This window comes from Trueperella bernardiae, assembly GCF_001469025.1.
In the GTDB taxonomy this organism is placed as follows: domain Bacteria; phylum Actinomycetota; class Actinomycetes; order Actinomycetales; family Actinomycetaceae; genus Trueperella; species Trueperella bernardiae.
The window spans coordinates 1-18,369 of the sequence record NZ_LNIZ01000012.1; the positions used below are offsets into that span (position 1 = coordinate 1).

The window sequence follows — 18,369 nt, forward strand, 5'->3', positions numbered from 1 at the left end:
CGTTACAATAACTTCCATCCGCATTCCTCACTCGGCTACCTCAGCCCACGGAAATACGCGGAACAATGGAAACAAGAAAACACGGTCAACACTTAAACCGAGTGGGCCTAATTCTTAGGCCACTCCAAACCCAAGACTCAAAGGGGATACTTATGGTGCTGTCAGACTCGACGTACTACGGTAGAGATCACAAGTGAGACCCGGAAACTAAAGAATGAATGAGGGCGCCTGGTGACCGCATCAAAGCAATTTCAAGTTCCTCCAGAGATTCACGTGGAAAGCGTTCGCGCTTTTGTGAGCGAGTGGGCAGAGATCACCAATCCTGAAAAGATCGAGCTCGTCTCAGCAGCGGATGACGCCAGGCTGCTCGAAGAGGCCATCGCCGCCGGCGAAATGCTGCGCGCAGGCAAAGGTCGCTACTACTCACGGTCACACCCGAAAGACACCGCCCGCACCGAAGAGCGCACCTTTGTCGCCACGGCTGACGAGGCGGATCGCGGGCGCTACAACAACTGGCGCCACTCAAGCGAGGTCAAACCGCTGCTGACGAGCCGCATGCGCGGCGCTTCGGCGGGTAAAACCATGTACGTGGTGCCGTACCTGATGGCCCCTCCCGGCACCCCGCTTGCGAACTTCGCGCTCGGAGTTGAGCTCACCGACGACCGCAACGTGGTGCTGCAGATGATCCGCATGGCCCGCGTCGGAATTGAGCACTTCGACGGTGTCAGCGACCAGGACTTCTTCGTGCGCGGTGTGCACGTCACCGGTGACCTGACCGCGCTGCAGCAGGGCACCGACGCCGACGAGCGGATGTTTGTGACCGTCGCAGACGAGCGCACCATTTTGCACTTCGGCTCCGCGTACGGCGGCAACGCGCTGCTTGGTAAAATCGCCCACGGTCTGCGCCAGGCGTCCTACGACGGTTACGCCTCAGGGAAGTTCCTCGCGGAGCAGTTCCTGCTGCTTGGGATCCACGACCGTGAAACCGGCGTCACCACGCACGTGTGCGGCGGCTTCCCGAGCGCGTCAGGGAAAACCAACCTCGCGATGACGCTGCCGCCAAACGGACTCGGCGACCGCTACCGCGTTGATTTTTACGGCGACGACATCGCCTGGATGTGGGTTGACGACGAAGGGAAACTCCGTGCCATCAACCCCGAAAACGGTGCCTTCGGTGTCGCAAAAGACACCAACGAGGGTTCCAACCCCACCGCGATGGCGGCAATCGCTGAGGGATCGGGCACGATCTTCACCAACACCGCCTACAACGAAGTCACCGGCGAGGTGTGGTGGGAGGGTCTCACCCCCGAACCCCCGGCCGACCCGGCAGGGTGGCTCGACTGGACCGGCGCGAAAATCACCGACCGCACCGCCGAGCAGCAAAACGAACCGTGGGCGCACCCGAACAGCCGCTTCACGATTCCGCTGGAGCGCATCCCGAACCTCGCCGAAGACGTCTCCAAACCCGAGGGCGTGGTCGTTGACGCGATTATCTTCGGTGGCCGCACCCGCGATCGTGAACCGCTGATCCGCGCAATCGACAACCTTGTTGATGGCGTCTACGACGGGCTGACACTCGGCGCCGAGGCGACTTTCGCAGCGGACGGGCTTGACGGGCAGCTGCGTTACGACCCGATGTCGATGCGTCCGTTCTTCTCGTACTCCGAGGGTCGCTACGCCGAACACTGGCTTAAAGTGCTCGGGCAGCTGAAAGAGACGCCGATGTTTGCCCACGTCAACTGGTTCCAGCGCGAACCCGAAACCGGTCGTTACCTGTGGCCGGGCTTCCGCGAGAACCTGCGCGCGCTGAACTGGCTCACACAGTACCGCGACGGCAAAGTCAAGGGACGCAAAACCCCGATCGGCGTGCTCCCGCTTGTTGAAGAGCTCGACTTTACCGGTCTCGAAATCGACGCGGCGGATCTCGACAAACTGCTGCGGGTTGACGTTGAACGCTGGCTGCAGGAAACCGATCACCGCGCTGAGCACCTGCGCGAGCTGCCCGATATGCCGCGCGAAATCTGGGACGCACACGAGGCGCTTGTCGAGGCGTTGCGGGCCGAGGCGGCAACTGACGCAGGGGGCGCAGACAGCTAGCGCCTGCGCCACCGCGCGGCCGCGGCGACACAAAACCGCCACACAACAAACGAGGGGGAAACCGAAACGTGTTCGGTTTCCCCCTCGCCTTTGGGTTACGCGCCCGCGAAAACTAATCGCGGCTGGTTTTTTCGATCAGCTCAGCGAAGCGGTCAATGTATTTCTGCAGGAACTCAACGGTTGACTCGCGGGTGATCTTATCCCCGTCACCGAAAAGCTCAGGCGACTGCGACAGGAACACCTCGGGCTGGCCAAGCGTTGGCATGTCGAAGTAGGAAAGCGCAAGGCGCAGGTTCTTCTGCGACGAGTACCCGCCCATGCGTCCAACAGAGTGGCTCACAATTCCCGCCGGGAGTCCCTTCCACGCAACGTCGGCGTTGGGTTTCGACCCAATATCCACCGCGTTTTTCAGGCACGCCGGGATGGTGCGGTTGTTCTCCGGGGTCACAAACAGCACCCCGTCAGAGGCCTTAATCGTCTCGCGGAACTCCGTGTACTCCGCCGGCACCGGCTTGTCGGTGACCTCTGGGTCGTCGTAGTCGAAATCGTACAGCGGCAGGTCGCGGATCTCCACGATCTTCGCCTCGTACCCCTCAGGGAACATCGGAATCAGGTTGTGCGCAATCTTACGGGCAAAGGAGCCACGACGCAGGCTCCCAACAATCACACTCACGCGCTTCGTCATACGTTTCACTCTCTTTTCTCTATTTCAACTGTGGATCATGCACCGCGATCCGCGCCCTCATACGCCACAGACTCGCGCGGCGCGAGCTGCCGGTCGCTGCCCCAAGCCGAGCAGAACCGGCACTCGCTCACGAGGTCAAGCCTATGTTAACAATTCCGCGATTGCGAACCTCATGAGTAACCGAAGCTCCGAGCACCAAGCGCGGCCTGGTGCTCCCGGAACTTGCGGGGATCCAAGCCACTGGCTTTCAACTCTTTCGCGCGCTCCGGGTAACCAAACACCGACGGCAGTTCGCCCTGCGCAAGTTTCGCCCGGCTCTCCACCCGGACCTGCGAGTTGGGGTGGACGAAGCCGTGCGGTTCGTACTCGAAAAGCGCCCAGCACCACGCAAACGCCTCGCCCTTCGTGAGCCCGGCCCAGCGCCCCTCGGTGATCAGCGAATCAGCGTCGGGCATCGCGTACGCCTGCTCAACCCGCGCGCTCCCCTCTTCACGGAGGGTCTCAGCGGTGATCCGCTCTCCTTCTTCGCCGGCGCGAACAGCGTCAGCTGCCGCGGCCTCGATCAGTGCGGCGAAGTCGTCAAGTGACAGCGTGGCGCCGTTGTCACCGCCAGCGAATGCAACCGGCGGGTGCTCGCGCAAGATCTTCAGCAGCGACGCTCTCACGCGGTTCCCGAAACGAGTGCCGGGTTTGACCCCAGAGTAACCAAGCCCGATCCGGCTCCACCAGTCTTGGTCGGTCTCAAATGAAAAATGATGTGCAGACACGGAGCTCACGCCCCTTTCTTGGGGCAAGCGCCCCATCGAATCTTGCTCCATGAGATTTCATGAAGCCCGTTCTTCCCCTGGGACACCCGGGAATCGATGGATTCGGGTTGTCGCGTAACCGGCCAGGTACCTACGGTTACGACTCTTGAACGTGGAAGTGATCGTAGCACACAAAACGATCCGCTGTCACGGGTCGCCTTGGTCGCCTTGGTCGCCTTGATGAGGGCTACATCGCGTCGATGAGATCCCGAACGGCCTGCGAGATGCTCGTGCTGTGGGAGTGTGCGTAGTGTTCGAGTTTCGCGCGGCGCGCAGCATCGAGCCGCACAGTCACCGGGCGCACATCGGTTCCGACGCTGACGGGTCGACCGGGGCGTGACGGGCCGAGGTGGTCGCAGGTGTATCCCGCTTCGGATTCGTCCTCTGCCGCCCAGCGCTCAATTTGCTCATCGGTGAACTCAACCCCGTTTACATCGGTGTACGTGCTCATGACGCTACCTCCTTGCTCCAAGGCCTACCTCGATCAGAACTTTCTTTGTGGCAGGCATTGCGTGATAGATGAACCAACCATCCGGTTCGTCTTCCACTGCGACATATTCCAGGAGTCGGCCTGCGCCGTCGGCGCCCACACCATTTATTTATGTAAGACATAATTAATCTAAGGCGTAAACGGGCCTGTGTCTAGCGGTCGAGCCAGTGCCTTGTGGCGAGCACAAGCGCTGCAACACCGCGCTGCAGCGTCGGATCGATGACGGGTGCGTAGTGCGGTGAGTGGTTCGACGGCACATCGGTGTGGACCGTTCCCGCCGCCTCCGCCGCGGCGTACTCCGCGGCGTCGTGACCGCCGAGCATCCAGTACACAAGCGGCACCCCCGCGGCTGTGGCGAGCACTCCGACGTCTTCGCTTCCGGAGAGCGCGCCGGGTGCGAAAAACGCGTCCTCCCCGAAGGCGTCAACAAAGACCGCGTTCAGTTCCTCCGTGATCTCCGGGTCGTTATAGGTGACCGGGAAACGGTCACCGAACTCAATCTTCGGTGGCTTTGGAGCGTTTGACGCCGCGGCCTCGGCCTCGATGACGCGCTGGATTCCCGCAACCAGGCGCTCGCGCACGGTCTCGCTGAAGCTGCGGACGCTCAGCCCGAGCGAGGCGGACTCCGGGATGATGTTGTTTTTGCTCCCGGCCTCGATCCGCCCGACAGTCACAACCGCGGTGTCACGCGGGCTGATCTCCCGCGACACCACGGTTTGTAAACGCATCACCGTGGCCGCCGCCATCACCACCGGGTCGATCGTTGTCTCCGGTTCCGAGCCGTGACCGCCCCTGCCGGAGGCGGAGGTGGAGTCGATCTGGCGGTCGGCCACCCGGTTCGCCAAGACGGTCGAGAACCAGCCCGGGTATGTGCCACCAGAGGATTTTGAGGCGAGCCTGGATTCGGTACGCCCCGCCGATTACAGCGACGTCGGCCAAGCCCACGCCCTAACCAAGGCCTATCCGGACACGCTGCGCTACTCGGAGGCCACCGACTGGCTCGTCTATTACGACGGTGTCTGGTACGAATCCGCACCCGCAGCCCAAGCCGTCGCCCAGGAGCTCACCGAACGCCAACTGGCCGAGGCCCACGAGCTGCTCGAAGACGCCAAAGACCAGCTCGCTGCCACGGGGCCTGCCATGTTGTTGGCGTCGATGTCGAAGGCGAAAGCCCAGGCCATGTTCAACACCGCCCAACAAGAGGCGTTCGCCTCGTTCGAGGACGCGAAAACCTATGCGGCCTACGCGCTCAAACGCCGAGAATCACGCGGGATCACCAACTGCCTGAAAGAAGCCCGCCCCATGCTGCTGACCACCCCTGAGCAGCTCGATGCCGACCCGTATCTGCTCAACACCCCATCAGGCACCTACGATCTGCGCCACGGGACCATGTCGCGCCACGACCATGACCCGGCGGATCTGGTGACCAAGCAGACCAGCCTCGACCCGGGCACCGACGGCGCGCACCTGTGGCAGGAAGCCCTCGAGGTGTTCTTCCAAGGCGATGCCGAGCTCATCGCCTACGTGCAGCGCATCGTCGGCCTTGCTGCGATCGGGCAAGTCTTCGTCGAAGCCCTCGTCATCGCTTACGGAGATGGTCGCAACGGCAAATCGACGTTCTGGAACACCATCGCCAGAGTCTTAGGCACGTATGCAGGCAACATGAGTGCTGATGTGCTCACGATCGGTGGGATGCGCAACGTCAAACCGGAGCTGGCTGAGGCCAAAGGCAAACGCCTCATCATCTCTGCCGAATCCGAAGAGGGCGTGCGCATGTCCACCTCGGTGGTCAAGCAGCTGGCCTCCACCGATCAGATCTACGCGGAGAAGAAGTACAAGGCACCGTTTGCCTTCACCCCGTCGCACACCTTGATTCTCTACACGAACCATCTGCCCAGGGTGGGTGCGATGGATGCGGGCATCTGGCGCAGGCTCATCGTCATTCCCTTCGAGGCGAAGATCGAAGGCACATCCGACATCAAGAACTATGCCGACTACCTCTACACGCAGGCAGGCGGGGCGATCCTGGCCTGGATTATGGAGGGCGCGCGCCTCATCCACGCCGAGGACTACCACCTCAAGGCCCCGGCACGAGTTGTGGAGGCATCAGCGGCGTATCGGGAAGAGAACAACTGGTTCGCTCAGTTCCTTGACGCCAACTGCGACCTTGACCCTGGGCTGTCGGAACGGGCCGGGGATCTGTATCAGGCCTATCGGGCGTGGGCGATGTCGACCTCCGGGTGGGCGCGTCCCATGGTCGATTTCAACGCCACCGTCGAACACCACGGCTTCACACGTAAAAGGACGATGCACGGCATGTTCGTCCACGGTTTGGCCTTGAAGAACGAGTTCGACAACTAATTCAGACGGGCCTTATGACGACCTATGACGACCCATATGTGAGTTTGCTATAGGGCAGAAAATATAGCCCTTAGGAAAAGTCCATATCGCATCGTCATAGGTCGTCATGGGCCTCTCACACGAGAGGACATGAACCATGAACGAGCAAGCAATCGAACAACACTTGAAAAAAGCCGTTGAGGCGATTGGTGGCCTGTGCTGGAAATTCACCAGCCCCGGCACCGCAGGGGTCCCAGACCGCATCTGCATCCATCACGGACGCGTCATCTTCGTGGAACTCAAAGCCCCCGGACGCCTCCCACGCCCCATCCAACGCCGCCGCATCCAGCAGCTCAAAGAGCACGGCGTTGATGCGGTCGTCGTCGACAACATTGACGCGATCCAGGAGGTGGCTGATGCGCTACGAGCCGCATGACTACCAACAACTGGCCACCGCCTTCATCGAAGACCACCCGCAGGCCGCGATCCTGCTCGGGATGGGGCTAGGCAAGACGGTGATCACCTTGACGGCCATCTGGAACCTGCTGCTGGACTCCTTCCACGCCCGCCGCGTCCTCATCGTCGCACCCCTGCGAGTCGCCCGCGACACCTGGCCCGCCGAGGCCACCAAATGGGACCACCTGGCAGGACTCACCATCGCCGTCGCCGTGGGGTCCAAAGCCCAGCGGCTGGACGCGCTTGCCGCCGAGGCGATGGTGACCGTCATCAACCGCGAAAACGTGCCCTGGCTGGTGCGCCACCTCGGCAACACATGGCCGTTCGACACGGTCGTCATCGACGAGCTGAGCTCGTTTAAGAACCACCGGGCGCAGCGGTTCAAAGCACTCGCCTCCGTGCGACCACGCATCACCCGGATCGTGGGACTCACCGGCACTCCCGCAGCCAACGGGCTGATGGACTTGTGGGCGCAGTTCCGACTCCTAGATGAAGGCCAGCGCCTCGGCAGGTTCATCACCCACTACCGCAACCGCTGGTTCGTACCCGATCGGCGAAACGGCCAGCAGATCTTCACCTACAAGCCCGCACCCGGTGCCGAGGACGAGATCTACGAGGCGATCAGCGACATCACCTTGTCGATGCGCACCACCGACTACCTGCGCCTGCCCGAGCTGACGGTCACCACGACGCTCGTCGACCTCGACGTCAAGGAGCGCAAAGCCTACGAGCGGTTGCGAGATGAGATGGTGCTCGACCTCGACGGGCAGGTCATCGATGCCGCGAACGCCGCAGCACTGTCAGGCAAGCTGTTACAGCTGGCCTCCGGTGCGATCTACGACGAGGACGGCAACACCGTGGTGGTGCACGACCGCAAGCTCGACGCGCTCGAAGACCTCGTGGAGGCGGCCAACGGCCAGCCGCTGCTCGTGGCGTACTGGTTCAAACACGACCGTGAGCGCATCACCGAACGCCTCCCGCAGGCCCGCGAGCTGAAAACCAGTACCGACATCAAAGCGTGGAACGCCCGCGAGATACCGCTGGCGCTCATCCACCCGGCCTCAGCCGGACACGGGCTCAACCTCCAGCAAGGCGGCAACCTCCTGGTCTGGTTCTCCCTGACCTGGTCCTTGGAGCTCTACCAACAGACCAACGCAAGGCTCTACCGCCAGGGACAAGACCAGCCGGTGACGATCACCCACCTGGCCGCAGACCACACCCTCGATGAGGCGGTACTGGCCGCGCTGGACAACAAAGACATGACACAGGCTGCGTTGATCAATGCGGTCGCCGACACTCTGGGAAAGCAGGCACACTCATGAACGACCACCCCATCTGGGACTACTTCGACTACCGCAAAGCCGCCATCGGCGTCCTCCAGGACTACGCAACCCAAGCTGTCATTCTCCAGCAAGGCGACGGGTACGCCAACGAGCTCAAAGCCTCACTGACCTCAATCGGCTCACCCCGATTCGACGGCCTGCCACGGGGCAACAACCGGCACGCCGGTGAAGCGAGAGTCTGCTCGATCCTCGACAACCTCGACGCGCTCAAAGCCCGCAACCAAAAAGCGCAGGCCTACATGGATTGGTTCAACCCGGCCTGGGAAAGCCTCAGCGACGATGACCGGCTGGTCCTCGAGGTCTTCTTCCTCGACGACCTCTCCGCCGAGGACGCCGCCGTCAAAGTCGCCGAACACTTCTACGTCGAACGCAAGACTGCCTTCGCCAAGAAGCAGCGCGCCCTTGCCCGCTTCGCGCGTCTCTTGTTCGGCAGAGACTGAAGCATTGGCGCGCATGAGTGTCGCAAAGAGGGGATGACTTTCAGGGTGTGCCTGTCGCATGCTGTAAGTGGTTGAAAAGTAGGTCCCGACCCCCAGACGAATCATCACGGTTCGTCTGGGGGTCGTTGCCATGAACGACAAGGGTGGTGAGACGGATGCCTTTCAAACCCAAGCGCCCGTGCTCCCAGCCCGGCTGCCCCGAGCTGACCGAGACGCGGTTCTGCCCCGAGCACGCCCGCGCCGAGGACACCCGCTACCGGACCTACCAGCGCGACCCGAAGATCAACCGACGCTACGACCACCGGTGGCGAAAGATCCGCGCGGCCTACGTCGAAGCCCACCCGTTGTGCGAGGACTGCCTGGCCCGTGGCCGGTACACGCCCGTGGCTGAGGTCCACCACGTGATCCCGCTCGACCACGGCGGCACCCACGACGAGTCGAACCTGCGCAGTCTGTGCAAGCCGTGCCACTCGCGCCAGTCCGCGCTCGATGGCGACCGGTGGCGGCAAGCCCCTCGGGTCTACAGCTACTAAAAAGGGCTGTGTGCCCGCCTGTCGCGGCCTCCCTGCCGACCCTCACCTGTGCCAACCTCGACCCCGTTCGCCCGGCACGAGGCGACGTGGCGCGCTTGCCGAGGGGGTGGGGGCGAGCGGATCTCCACAGCTGGGCTGCTCCTCAGCGGGCGGGGCCAACCGTACACAAAAAGACCGAATCAAACAGGGTATTAACCCCCAAGCCCTCCATCACCGGGCTAACCGCCTGGAAGGAGGCGAGATTTCATGGCGAAAGACGGAACACTGCGCGGCGGACGCAGAGCAGGCTCAGGTGCGAAGCCCACACCTGCGTTTGAGAAGATCACCGAAGGCAAAGACGCACGCGTCCTCCACATCACGTCGCTCGACCCACCAGATCTGGAAGCGGGCGGGGATCTTGAAGGTAGCGTAATGCCAGAACCTTCGGCTTATTTGGCGGCTGTGCAGCGTGATGGTAACCCTTTGGGTGCTGACGTAATCTACCGCGATACCTGGAACTGGCTCAAGGAGCGCGGCTGCGAAAAACTCGTAGCTCCACGGTTGATTGAGGCTTATGCGCAGAATTTTGCTCGGTTCATTCAATGCGAAGAAGCAATCTCCGATTTTGGCCTGTTGGGTAAGCATCCGACCACGGGGGCGGCTATCGCGTCCCCATTCTTGGCCATGTCTCAGTCGTTTAGCAAGCAGGCGAATACGCTCTGGTACGAGATTTTCGATGTGGTCAAAGCCAACTCGCTGGTGGACTACTCGGGGCCGACTCCTGCGGATAACGTGATGGAACGGCTACTTCAGGCACGCTCATAGTTATTGGCGTAGTGCGGGTGCGGTGTGGGCGTAGATGACGACCACTGCAATCAAGGCGATACAGACGGCGAAGGGTGCCAGCGGGTTCCACCCGTAAAGGGCGGTCGAAGCCAGCGGGGCAATCGCGTACGCCAACCCATTATTAGCGTTAATGATGCCAGCCACTGCGCCTTGCTCATCTGCACTCATCTTCAAGGTTGGGCCAGTGTTGTACCCGGGCATCGCCAGTCCCATACCTACCCCCAGCACGATACACCCGACAACCAGTAAAGCGTGCGAGGAGGTAGGCCAAATGAGCACAGTTGCAACTAGTGTAATGGTCAGACCAGTACGTAAAAGCTTCGCTGCTCCCCACCCTGTCTTTGGAGCAATCACCGCTTGGGCAATGATCATGGTCACGCCCATGATGGTCAGGTAAATCGCGGAAATACCTGCGGTCGCAGTTGCCGACAGGGCGAAGCGGTCTTGGACAGTGAATCCAAAAATCGTAGCAACAGAAGAAAACACAAGAAACATTACCAGACCAGTTGCTAGCCAGGGAGCTACACGCGGATCAGTGAAGCGAATCCGTTGAGGCTTTGCAAAAAGTTGCCCTTGGCTTTGAGGTGCGAAACTCACCAAGAGAACAACCAGACCAATCACCATCACAACGGGCATGACCACCAAGGGCAAGAGCAGGCCACCAGCAGCGGCTAACACACCTCCAGTAACACCTCCAACAATGGAGGCCATCCCTTGAGCCGCTCCAATCATGCCCAGTGCTTTTACCCGCCCGTTCTCGCTGGCAGCATGCGTGACCAGGTGGGCTTGCGCGGTCGGGGCGATCGCTGAAATCCCTCCGCCATAGAGCAAACCACGAGTGATCACAACACCAAAAACTAGTCCGACACCGCCAACTACCTGGTTCATCCCCAGGTAGGAGACAATACCGAAGGCGCTCAAAGCGATGATCGCGATCACAAGCCCGGCAGCGAGTACACGTTTAGCGCCGAAACGTTGGGAAGCTCGCCCCCAATAAGCACTCAAGCTCGCTAGTACAATCGCTGCCAAAGAGATAGTGGCGCCAATATGCCATTCCCGCAATCCGATCTGTCGTGACAGTGGCGCGATGATCGGATTGAGAATCATTTGCCCCATAAAGGCGAGAAAAACGATTCCCACTACCAGGTTCGCTTGCGCTCCTGGATCAATAGAACTCTGTGTCGGCTTATTACTACGAGGGTCAGGCATCACTACACTCCATTACTAGAACACTGTTTCACTTAGGGATATTGTAGAATGGTGTTCTAGTAAGGGTCAAGGAATAAGTTAAGGGTCACCTTATGAACACTGTGCTAACGGGGCGAAGGGCTGGGCTATCACGCGAGCTGATTGTCAAACAAGCTGTACAGTTAAGCGCGATCAGTGGCGTTGAGGGATGGTCAGTACGGGACATTGCCCGTGAACTGGGCGTGGTTCCCTCAGTGATTTATCATTATTTTCCAAACAAGGAAGCCATTTGTGATGCTGTTGTAGACCGGGTATGTGTCGGGATTGAAGTTCCCGACCCGGACCTTGAATGGAAAGCCTGGTTTCGAGCTATGGCTCACAATCTACGCCCCGCATTGTTAGCATATCCAGGGATTACCGACAGGTTCGCGCGGGGCAAGTTCACTGAACAGTTTTTGCCGATGATCGATGGAGCCTGGGCCAAACTACAAGAAGCTGGGTTTGGTGACAATTCGCCTGTGGCCTACACAATTATCGCGAACTCGATCATCCACACGATCGGAGCGAGAAACCTGCGCGCATCCAATCAAATCCAACCTCGCCACAACCTGCACGAAATGCTTGTCAGGCTTGAGCCTATGATGGCTCAATCTGTTGGACTGACCAGTATTGTCAACTCTTACCTGGAGCCTCTCTCACACCTTGATGAAGAAGAAGCGATGTCCGAGGAATACTACGACCTCGTCATCGATGTGATCCTAGACGGCATCGAACATACCCTGCTGCCTTAACTCTGACCCACTTCTCAATCATCGTCTTAGTGAGCGCCCGCACAGCTGGCGCTCACTTTTTTATTCCCACCCCATATCAATTTATGAAAGCGAGTTGTATATGTCGTTGAAAACCGCTGAAAGCGTGCGCGCCGGGCACCCGGACAAGCTGTGCGACTACATCGCCGACTGCATTTTGGATCGTGCCCTCTACGAAGACCCTGCCGCCAGAGTGGCTGTCGAAGTGATGGCAATCAAAGCACGCATCTATGTCGCTGGCGAGATCACCTGCAAGGCAAAGCTTGAGATTCCGATGCTGGTACGCGCAGCGCTTGAGCATGTGGGTTATGATCCGCGCCGGTTCCGCATCCGCGCCAAAATTCACTGCCAATCGAGCGATATTGCTGGCGGGGTCGATAAATCTTTAGAAGCACGCCACGGTGATACGAGTTCTCACGTAATGGTTGGTGCTGGCGATCAAGGCACCGTCTACGGCTACGCCACAGCCGAGAGCGAAGAACGACTCCCGTTGCCACTGGTTTATGCTCACCGGATCTGCAAGCGTCTCGATCAAGCATTCACAGACGGCAAGATTCCAGAGCTCGGCCCGGACGGGAAAGCCCAGGTCACTGTTGAGTATGACGGCGAAACCCCTAAACGTATCGCCACGATTGTGGTCTCGGTCCAGCACAAGCCAGGCATTAACGTGGAGGATTTCAACCAGCGTCTGATTTCGCTGGTTATCTCGGCGGCGTGTCGCGAGATCGAAATCGACGAACACACCGAAATCCTGATCAACCCTTCAGGGCGTTTCGTCGAGGGTGGCCCTGCCGCAGACACTGGGCTGACTGGCCGAAAGCTCATGGTCGATACCTACGGCGGGCTTGCACCCCATGGTGGTGGCGCGTTCTCGGGTAAGGACCCCTCCAAGGTCGACCGGACGGGTGCGTACATGGCGCGCCTGATCGCGAAAACCGTGGTGGATGCGCGCCTGGCCGAAGAATGCCACGTCGCTATCTCCTATGCGATCGGTAAGGCCGACCCGGTCGCGTTCCACATCGACACCTTCGGCACAGGTCAGCACTCGGACTGGCTGCTCACCGACGCCGCCCAGGCGATCTTCCCGCTGCGACCGGCCGCGATGATCGTACGCCTCGGCCTTAGAGCCCCCATCTACGCGAAGCTTTCCACCTACGGGCACATGGGCCATGGCCTGAGCGAGTGGGAATGGACACTGCCATATGCCGACAAGCTCAAGACGGAGGTGACCCGCCGTGCTCATCAAGCAGCTACCCATCAGTGAGCTCAAGCCCGCCGACTACAACCCGCGTAAGGACCTGAAGCCCGGGGACGCGGACTACGAGAAACTCAAGCGGTCGCTGACCGAGTTCGGGTATGTCGAGCCGGTGATCTACAACCACACCACCGGCCACGTCGTCGGCGGCCACCAGCGCCTGAAAGTGCTCGCCGACCTGGGCCACACTGGTGTTGACTGCGTGGTCGTCGAGCTGGACGAGACCCGCGAGAAGGCCCTGAACGTCGCATTGAACAAGATCAGCGGCGACTGGGACGAGTCCAAGCTGGCCCTGCTCATCGCCGACCTGGACGCGGCTGACTTTGATGCCGAGCTCACCGGCTTCGACGATGACGAAATCCAAGCGATGATTGGTTCCCTCGACGATGACGAGGTCACCGATGACGGCTTCGATCTCACCGCCGCGCTCGAGGCCGCATCGTTCGTCCAGCGCGGCGACATTTGGACTATCGGCAGGCACCGGCTGGTCTGCGGGGATGCCACCAACGCAGACGATGTCGCGGTGCTCATGGATGGCAAGAGCGCGAACCTGGTGCTCACCGACCCACCCTACAACGTGGCCTTCGAGTCCTCCGACGGGCTCACGATCAAGAACGATGCGATGAAGGCCGACTCGTTCTACGAGTTCCCGCTCACCGCGTTCACCAACATGGCGGGCGTTCTCGACAAGGGTGGGTCGGCGTATGTGTTCCACGCCGACGCCGAAGGGCTGAACTTCCGCAAAGCGTTCATCGACGCCGGGTTCAAACTCTCCGGCTGCTGCATCTGGGTCAAAGACTCCCTCGTGCTGGGACGCTCGCCGTACCAGTGGCAGCACGAACCAGTGCTCTACGGGTGGAAGCAGGGAGCCAAGCACAAGTGGTTCGCTGACCGGAAACAGACTACGATCTGGAACTTCGCCAAGCCGCGTAAGAACTCCGACCACCCGACCTCCAAGCCGCTGGACCTGCTGGCCTATCCGATCCGCAACTCCACCCAGGCCAACGCGATCATCCTCGACACGTTCGCTGGCAGCGGTTCGACCCTGATGGCCGCCGAGCAGACCGACCGCATCGCCTACCTCATGGAGTTGGACGAGAAGTACGCCTCGGTGATCCTGCGCCGCTACGCCGAGGCGACCGGGGACGCGGCCGGGATCACCTGCCAGCGAGGCAACACCCAGTACACGTATCTGGATCTGGTCAAACAGGTCGACCGCGACCGCGAATAAAACCCCGGAAATGCAGGCAAAACAGGGGCGTGAAAATGAGCCGTTGATGAGGGCAAAAACGACTGGATAAGCGGAAAAACGTATGGCTGTATGTACATGACCGAAAGCACCCCCAGCCCCGGGGGGAACCGAGCGAAAAGGACTGGTCATGAGTGAATTACACATCGAAATCAGCGAGCTCATCGCAGCCGGAGTCAACGTCTACGACCCCGAGGAAACCCTGCGGGTTGCCAGAGCTCGCGGCTACCAGCTGGTGGTGCGCGTGATCGAATACGACCCGACGCGTTTCCTCAGCATGGTGGCCGCCTGGTTCGAGAAGGAGGTCGTGGCATGAGCATCCTCGCCTTCACCCCGCACAAAACGGGCAGGAAAAAGCTCGCCCAGCTTCTCGCCGATCACCTTGGCACCGAGGCCACCTACCTGGGCACGCCCTCGTTTGCCTACCAGATCGCAGACGCCACGCTGGATCGGGACTGGACCCTCTACCTGCCAGATGGTATCGAGGCGCAGGCCGTGCTCGAGTCCGCACACAAGGCGGGCTTTGAAACCGCCGACCCGGGCGAGGTGGCGTTGACGGTCACGATGCCCACCACCGGGTGGAGTGAGCGCACTCGCGCCAACCTCGAAGCGCTCCTAGCGGCCAAAGGGCCACTGATCGCCAAGGCCCTGGGCATCCCGGCCACACCCGTGCAGTTCAACGATGACGAGACCGTCTCGTTCCCGTGGTGTGAGTCGATTACGCCGGAGACGGCACGCGAGGCGGTGATCCCGCTTGTGGCAAAGCTCTGCCAGCGCGCCCAGGAGGCAACCCGGATCCGATCCACGCCGCCTGCACCGGGCAATGACAAGTACACGATGCGCTGCTTCCTGCTCTCCCTGGGCTTCATCGGCCCCGAACACAAGCAGGCACGCCGCATCTTGCTGGCAGGCCTGGAAGGCGACGCCGCCTGGCGCACCCCGGCAAGCAGGAAGGAGAACTGACGCATCAATCGCAACGCCTGACCTGCTGGCACCCGGAAACCCTGCCACGAGCGGGGTTTCCCCTCGTCACAAGCCTTGTTTCTCCATGGTTTTCTTAAGTGCTGTAGATCCCAAAAAATAGTGCCTGATCTGGGCAAATACGACTGGATAAGCGCCCGCACCTATGGCTGTATGTACATGACAAAAGAACAGCCCCTCAGGAAAGGACAACAGCCATGAACACCACCGAGAAGCTCACCGCCGAAGCCCTGCAGATGCGCGTCGACTCCTACGGGGCGATCCTCGCACACGGCGACTACACGCTGGCCACCTTCGCGACCTGGACCAAGAAAGACGGCTACGGCAACAGCGCCCAGGTCTACCGCCTCACCGAAGCCCCGATCGACGGCTTCGGCCCGAACGCACGCGGCCGCAGCGAATGCGCCCTGGAGCTCATCGCCGAGGCCGACCACCTTTTCGCAGACGCCGGGCACGCCATCGCCTGGGCCCTGACCCAGATCTAACCCACATCCCACCAAGGCCAAGGAGGACCCGCGATGGACGCCACCCGGAACCTGATCACCAACCACCTGGAGATCCCCGCCGACGCCGCCCCGCACGGTGAGATCCAGGCTGCCGCCGAGATCCCCTTCATCGTCCTCGACGAGCTCGCCGAGGAGGTCGGGGCTGAGAAGATCCCGGTCCGCACGCTCAGCCGCATCGGCTGACACTACACCAAAGCCGATCCCTCACGTACCCGGCAGAGCTACCGTATCCTTGCTGCCTTCCGGCCCTGGGGAGGTTCGGGTGATACCGTCACGCGAGGGATCACGCCCAGTTTACTAAACCGCGCGGCGATTACAAAAGGTGGAGGCTTGCCGGCTGTTCGGTGAGGAGAAAGTGAGTGCCTGCCTGCAGGTTATCAACGGTTGAGGTGCAGCGGTTCCTGCAATGGCTTGAAGCTGAATTGTTTAGTGCCCGCATCGTTTACTTCGGTGGCGCTGACGCCGTAGACTTCGCGGATAAGTTGCGGCGTTAGGATTTCCGTCGGGTTTCCCTTGGTATGCAGGTGTCCGTTTTTGAGGATGATGGCGTTGTCGCAGTAGCGTGCAACGAGGTTGAGGTCGTGCAGGATAATAACGGCGGTGTCGCTGACTTTCCTGATGACACTGAGAATTTGGTGTTGGTATTTGACGTCCAGATGATTAGTGGGCTCATCAAGAAGGATGCATTTGCATTGTTGAGCGAGTGAGCGGGCGATGAGGACGCGCTGGCGTTCTCCTCCAGAAAGAGTGTGAACGTATCGGTCTTGGGCATAGCTCATTCCGACAGCTTCGAGGGCTTCGCGCGCAATTTTATGGTCGGTGGCGTTGTAGCCTTGGATGTCTTTGCGGTGGGGTGCTCGTCCAAGTAGCACGATGTCAATGACGCGGGTTTGGTCCATGTCTTGTTCGAATTGCGAAACGACCGCGATGCGTCTGGCAACTTGGCCTGGACTGAGTGTGCTCAGTGGATCACCGTTGATGGTGATTCTCCCCTCGGATAGTTTTTGCGCAGCGAATAGGGATCTCATGAGGGTGGTTTTTCCAGAGCCATTAGGCCCGGCGATTCCGAGGATTTGTCCTCGAGGTACCTCAAAAGAGACGTTGGTGAGGACTTGGTTGTCCCCAAACCGGACGCTAGCGTTTTCTATCTTGAGGGGAGAATCGCTCATCGGTTTATTTCCCTAGTTCCTTCAACTGCTTGGCTAGCTCAAGGGTGCCGTGTATTGCCGTGGGCGAGGCGTAGGCAGCAGCTGATTCGGCGTAGATGATGTTGCCGTTCTTCACGGCTTTCATGTCGTTGTAGCCGGGAATTTTCGCGAGGCGTTCTAGGGAGCTTTCTTTTGTAGCCCCGCCCATGCCGGTGAGCACGATGATGACGTCGGGGTCTGATTTGACGAAAGCTTCAGGAGCAATGGGGCCTTGGTGTGGGTGGTAGTTCGGGTCAATTGCGGTTTCTAGGTTGAGGGTTTTGTTGATTTCTCCCACCACGCCCTGGTTGCCGTAGCTGAACAGCTCAGGATCTTCCCCGTAGTAGTAGGCGTAGGAAACTTTGCGTCCTTTACCGATTTTTTCGCTTCTGACTTGCTCAAGTTGGGCTTTGAGATCAGCAACCGTGGCGTCGGCTTTGTCTGACGTGCCCATGAGCTTGCCGAGCTGGGTCACTTCTGCCAAGATCGCGTCGAAGGACTCGTTTTCTGGTTGATCCGGGTAGAAGTAGGAGCATTCTGGTGCGTCAACGATGGCAGGGATGCCTTTCGCTGCGACTGCCTCAGGGCTTGAGTTTTCAGAGCTGAACCCGCCACCGTAGGCCAGGTCGGGCTCTAGTTTCAGCAGCGCTTCCATTGAGATGGACTCGTTGGAAAGCACGTCGATACTGTCTGCTTTTGAGCCAATCCACGCTGGTGGTTCTTCGCCCCATTCGTTGGCGCGGCCGATGATGGAGTCCTGCGCGCCAGCGGCGAACAGGTAGGCCAAGCCGGTTACACCCATCGAAACGGTTTTCTTCGGGTGAGTGTTGAAGGTTGTTTCTACTCCGCAGTTGTTGATGGTAATAGCGTCGTTTTCAGCGTTGGTGTTGGGATTATCAGTTTCTGAGCAGGCGGTTAGCGCGCCAGCGGCGAGCATAACGCCGAGAGTGCCGGCGATGATTTGTTTCTTCATCATCACGGGTTTTCCTTTCTGTTTTCTATTTGGAATATTGGGGTTACCCTGTGTTTGTTGACACTTGATGAGGCTGGCTTGTCTGGCTGGGAAGGGTGTTGGAAGACTCGTGAGTGAGAAGAAGACGAGGAAGTCGTATACGCCGGAGTTTCGGCGGGATGCGGCCTCGATTGTGATTGATCAACAGACCTCGATTGCGAGCGTTG

At 60.1% G+C, this 18,369-nt stretch carries 20 protein-coding genes, 1 other RNA gene, 1 pseudogene and 1 riboswitch; of the genes and pseudogenes, 14 read left to right on the forward strand and 8 right to left on the reverse strand.

Annotated elements, in window-relative coordinates:
- Positions 1-231 precede the first annotated feature (231 nt).
- Positions 232-2,097, forward strand: coding sequence for a phosphoenolpyruvate carboxykinase (GTP) (locus tag AQZ59_RS08645; protein ID WP_082661254.1), 1,866 nt, complete (start codon positions 232-234; stop codon positions 2,095-2,097).
- 112 nt (positions 2,098-2,209) lie between these two features.
- Here AQZ59_RS08645 and AQZ59_RS08650 read toward each other — a convergent pair whose 3' ends face one another.
- From AQZ59_RS08650 to AQZ59_RS08660, 4 genes are all read right to left on the reverse strand, one after another.
- Complete coding sequence (locus tag AQZ59_RS08650; protein ID WP_019174205.1) at positions 2,210-2,782, reverse strand: NADPH-dependent FMN reductase; 573 nt, start codon at positions 2,780-2,782, stop codon at positions 2,210-2,212.
- Between the two features lie 170 nt (positions 2,783-2,952).
- Positions 2,953-3,447 carry a hypothetical protein gene (locus tag AQZ59_RS09470; RefSeq protein ID WP_145989895.1) on the reverse strand — a complete coding sequence of 165 codons (495 nt, stop codon included), beginning with the start codon at positions 3,445-3,447 and terminating at the stop codon, positions 2,953-2,955.
- 135 nt (positions 3,448-3,582) lie between these two features.
- A riboswitch (SAM riboswitch) is annotated at positions 3,583-3,700 on the reverse strand.
- A 75-nt stretch (positions 3,701-3,775) separates the two neighbouring features.
- Positions 3,776-4,039 carry a hypothetical protein gene (locus tag AQZ59_RS08655; RefSeq protein WP_062614256.1) on the reverse strand — a complete coding sequence of 88 codons (264 nt, stop codon included), beginning with the start codon at positions 4,037-4,039 and terminating at the stop codon, positions 3,776-3,778.
- A gap of 191 nt (positions 4,040-4,230) precedes the next feature.
- Positions 4,231-4,824, reverse strand: a complete 594-nt coding sequence (locus AQZ59_RS08660; RefSeq protein WP_285895985.1) for a peptidase dimerization domain-containing protein — start codon at positions 4,822-4,824, stop codon at positions 4,231-4,233.
- Positions 4,825-4,864: 40 nt separating this feature from the next.
- Between AQZ59_RS08660 and AQZ59_RS08665 the strand changes: the two are divergent.
- The 6 genes and pseudogenes from AQZ59_RS08665 to AQZ59_RS09250 form a co-directional block, all read left to right on the forward strand.
- Positions 4,865-6,439, forward strand: a pseudogene (locus AQZ59_RS08665) (DNA primase family protein); the annotation flags it as partial.
- A gap of 136 nt (positions 6,440-6,575) precedes the next feature.
- Entirely contained in the window at positions 6,576-6,854 is a 279-nt protein-coding gene (locus AQZ59_RS08670; RefSeq protein WP_062614258.1) for a PDDEXK family nuclease, read from the forward strand.
- Complete coding sequence (locus tag AQZ59_RS08675) at positions 6,835-8,196, forward strand: DEAD/DEAH box helicase (protein WP_062614259.1); 1,362 nt, start codon at positions 6,835-6,837, stop codon at positions 8,194-8,196. The genes AQZ59_RS08670 and AQZ59_RS08675 overlap by 20 nt, the downstream gene beginning before the upstream one ends.
- A complete protein-coding gene (locus AQZ59_RS08680; protein ID WP_042406075.1) occupies positions 8,193-8,657 on the forward strand; it encodes a hypothetical protein in 465 nt (154 codons plus the stop codon). Before AQZ59_RS08675 ends, AQZ59_RS08680 begins: the two co-directional genes overlap by 4 nt.
- Positions 8,658-8,812: 155 nt before the next feature.
- A complete protein-coding gene (locus tag AQZ59_RS08685) occupies positions 8,813-9,190 on the forward strand; it encodes an HNH endonuclease (protein ID WP_014320314.1) in 378 nt (125 codons plus the stop codon).
- Positions 9,191-9,436: 246 nt separating this feature from the next.
- The gene (locus tag AQZ59_RS09250; protein ID WP_082661256.1) at positions 9,437-9,994 is read left to right on the forward strand and encodes a terminase; all 558 of its coding nucleotides are present in this window, start codon (positions 9,437-9,439) and stop codon (positions 9,992-9,994) included.
- On the opposite strand, the gene AQZ59_RS08695 is transcribed toward AQZ59_RS09250, so the two are convergent.
- A complete protein-coding gene (locus tag AQZ59_RS08695) occupies positions 9,995-11,224 on the reverse strand; it encodes an MFS transporter (RefSeq protein WP_062614261.1) in 1,230 nt (409 codons plus the stop codon).
- 92 nt (positions 11,225-11,316) lie between these two features.
- Here AQZ59_RS08695 and AQZ59_RS09775 point away from each other — a divergent pair, with 92 nt between their 5' ends.
- The 7 genes from AQZ59_RS09775 to AQZ59_RS08730 all read left to right on the forward strand — a co-directional run bounded on the left by AQZ59_RS09775 (position 11,317) and on the right by AQZ59_RS08730 (position 16,186).
- Positions 11,317-11,994: a TetR/AcrR family transcriptional regulator gene (locus AQZ59_RS09775; RefSeq protein ID WP_065422052.1), complete on the forward strand. Its 678-nt coding sequence runs from the start codon at positions 11,317-11,319 to the stop codon at positions 11,992-11,994.
- A 100-nt stretch (positions 11,995-12,094) separates the two neighbouring features.
- Positions 12,095-13,276, forward strand: coding sequence for a methionine adenosyltransferase (gene metK / locus AQZ59_RS08705; protein ID WP_062614265.1), 1,182 nt, complete (start codon positions 12,095-12,097; stop codon positions 13,274-13,276).
- The gene (locus AQZ59_RS08710) at positions 13,248-14,498 is read left to right on the forward strand and encodes a site-specific DNA-methyltransferase (protein ID WP_062614262.1); all 1,251 of its coding nucleotides are present in this window, start codon (positions 13,248-13,250) and stop codon (positions 14,496-14,498) included. Before metK ends, AQZ59_RS08710 begins: the two co-directional genes overlap by 29 nt.
- 148 nt (positions 14,499-14,646) lie before the next feature.
- Entirely contained in the window at positions 14,647-14,832 is a 186-nt protein-coding gene (locus AQZ59_RS08715) for a hypothetical protein (RefSeq protein ID WP_034375438.1), read from the forward strand.
- Entirely contained in the window at positions 14,829-15,479 is a 651-nt protein-coding gene (locus AQZ59_RS08720; RefSeq protein WP_014320309.1) for a hypothetical protein, read from the forward strand. Before AQZ59_RS08715 ends, AQZ59_RS08720 begins: the two co-directional genes overlap by 4 nt.
- Positions 15,480-15,694: 215 nt before the next feature.
- Positions 15,695-15,982 carry an Nmad4 family putative nucleotide modification protein gene (locus tag AQZ59_RS08725; RefSeq protein ID WP_062614263.1) on the forward strand — a complete coding sequence of 96 codons (288 nt, stop codon included), beginning with the start codon at positions 15,695-15,697 and terminating at the stop codon, positions 15,980-15,982.
- A gap of 33 nt (positions 15,983-16,015) precedes the next feature.
- The gene (locus AQZ59_RS08730) at positions 16,016-16,186 is read left to right on the forward strand and encodes a hypothetical protein (protein WP_236698706.1); all 171 of its coding nucleotides are present in this window, start codon (positions 16,016-16,018) and stop codon (positions 16,184-16,186) included.
- 9 nt (positions 16,187-16,195) lie between these two features.
- Here AQZ59_RS08730 and ffs read toward each other — a convergent pair.
- The 3 genes from ffs to AQZ59_RS08745 form a co-directional block, all read right to left on the reverse strand.
- Positions 16,196-16,291: signal recognition particle sRNA small type (gene ffs / locus AQZ59_RS08735), an RNA gene on the reverse strand.
- An 89-nt stretch (positions 16,292-16,380) separates the two neighbouring features.
- On the reverse strand, positions 16,381-17,172 hold the full coding sequence (locus tag AQZ59_RS08740; RefSeq protein WP_062614264.1) for an ABC transporter ATP-binding protein: 792 nt from the start codon (positions 17,170-17,172) through the stop codon (positions 16,381-16,383).
- A gap of 4 nt (positions 17,173-17,176) precedes the next feature.
- Positions 17,177-18,166, reverse strand: a complete 990-nt coding sequence (locus AQZ59_RS08745) for an ABC transporter substrate-binding protein (protein WP_062614266.1) — start codon at positions 18,164-18,166, stop codon at positions 17,177-17,179.
- Positions 18,167-18,369: the final 203 nt, after the last annotated feature.

Coding starts and splice junctions, on each gene's coding strand:
- AQZ59_RS08650 (WP_019174205.1), bottom strand. CDS start 2,782: ATGACGAAGCGCGTGAGTGTGATTGTTGGGAGCCTGCGTCGTGGCTCC.
- AQZ59_RS08655 (WP_062614256.1), bottom strand. CDS start 4,039: ATGAGCACGTACACCGATGTAAACGGGGTTGAGTTCACCGATGAGCAA.
- AQZ59_RS08660 (WP_285895985.1), bottom strand. CDS start 4,824: ATGGCGGCGGCCACGGTGATGCGTTTACAAACCGTGGTGTCGCGGGAG.
- AQZ59_RS08670 (WP_062614258.1), top strand. CDS start 6,576: ATGAACGAGCAAGCAATCGAACAACACTTGAAAAAAGCCGTTGAGGCG.
- AQZ59_RS08675 (WP_062614259.1), top strand. CDS start 6,835: ATGCGCTACGAGCCGCATGACTACCAACAACTGGCCACCGCCTTCATC.
- AQZ59_RS08680 (WP_042406075.1), top strand. CDS start 8,193: ATGAACGACCACCCCATCTGGGACTACTTCGACTACCGCAAAGCCGCC.
- AQZ59_RS08685 (WP_014320314.1), top strand. CDS start 8,813: ATGCCTTTCAAACCCAAGCGCCCGTGCTCCCAGCCCGGCTGCCCCGAG.
- AQZ59_RS09250 (WP_082661256.1), top strand. CDS start 9,437: ATGGCGAAAGACGGAACACTGCGCGGCGGACGCAGAGCAGGCTCAGGT.
- AQZ59_RS08695 (WP_062614261.1), bottom strand. CDS start 11,224: ATGCCTGACCCTCGTAGTAATAAGCCGACACAGAGTTCTATTGATCCA.
- AQZ59_RS09775 (WP_065422052.1), top strand. CDS start 11,317: ATGAACACTGTGCTAACGGGGCGAAGGGCTGGGCTATCACGCGAGCTG.
- metK (WP_062614265.1), top strand. CDS start 12,095: ATGTCGTTGAAAACCGCTGAAAGCGTGCGCGCCGGGCACCCGGACAAG.
- AQZ59_RS08715 (WP_034375438.1), top strand. CDS start 14,647: ATGAGTGAATTACACATCGAAATCAGCGAGCTCATCGCAGCCGGAGTC.
- AQZ59_RS08720 (WP_014320309.1), top strand. CDS start 14,829: ATGAGCATCCTCGCCTTCACCCCGCACAAAACGGGCAGGAAAAAGCTC.
- AQZ59_RS08725 (WP_062614263.1), top strand. CDS start 15,695: ATGAACACCACCGAGAAGCTCACCGCCGAAGCCCTGCAGATGCGCGTC.
- AQZ59_RS08730 (WP_236698706.1), top strand. CDS start 16,016: ATGGACGCCACCCGGAACCTGATCACCAACCACCTGGAGATCCCCGCC.
- AQZ59_RS08740 (WP_062614264.1), bottom strand. CDS start 17,172: ATGAGCGATTCTCCCCTCAAGATAGAAAACGCTAGCGTCCGGTTTGGG.
- AQZ59_RS08745 (WP_062614266.1), bottom strand. CDS start 18,166: ATGATGAAGAAACAAATCATCGCCGGCACTCTCGGCGTTATGCTCGCC.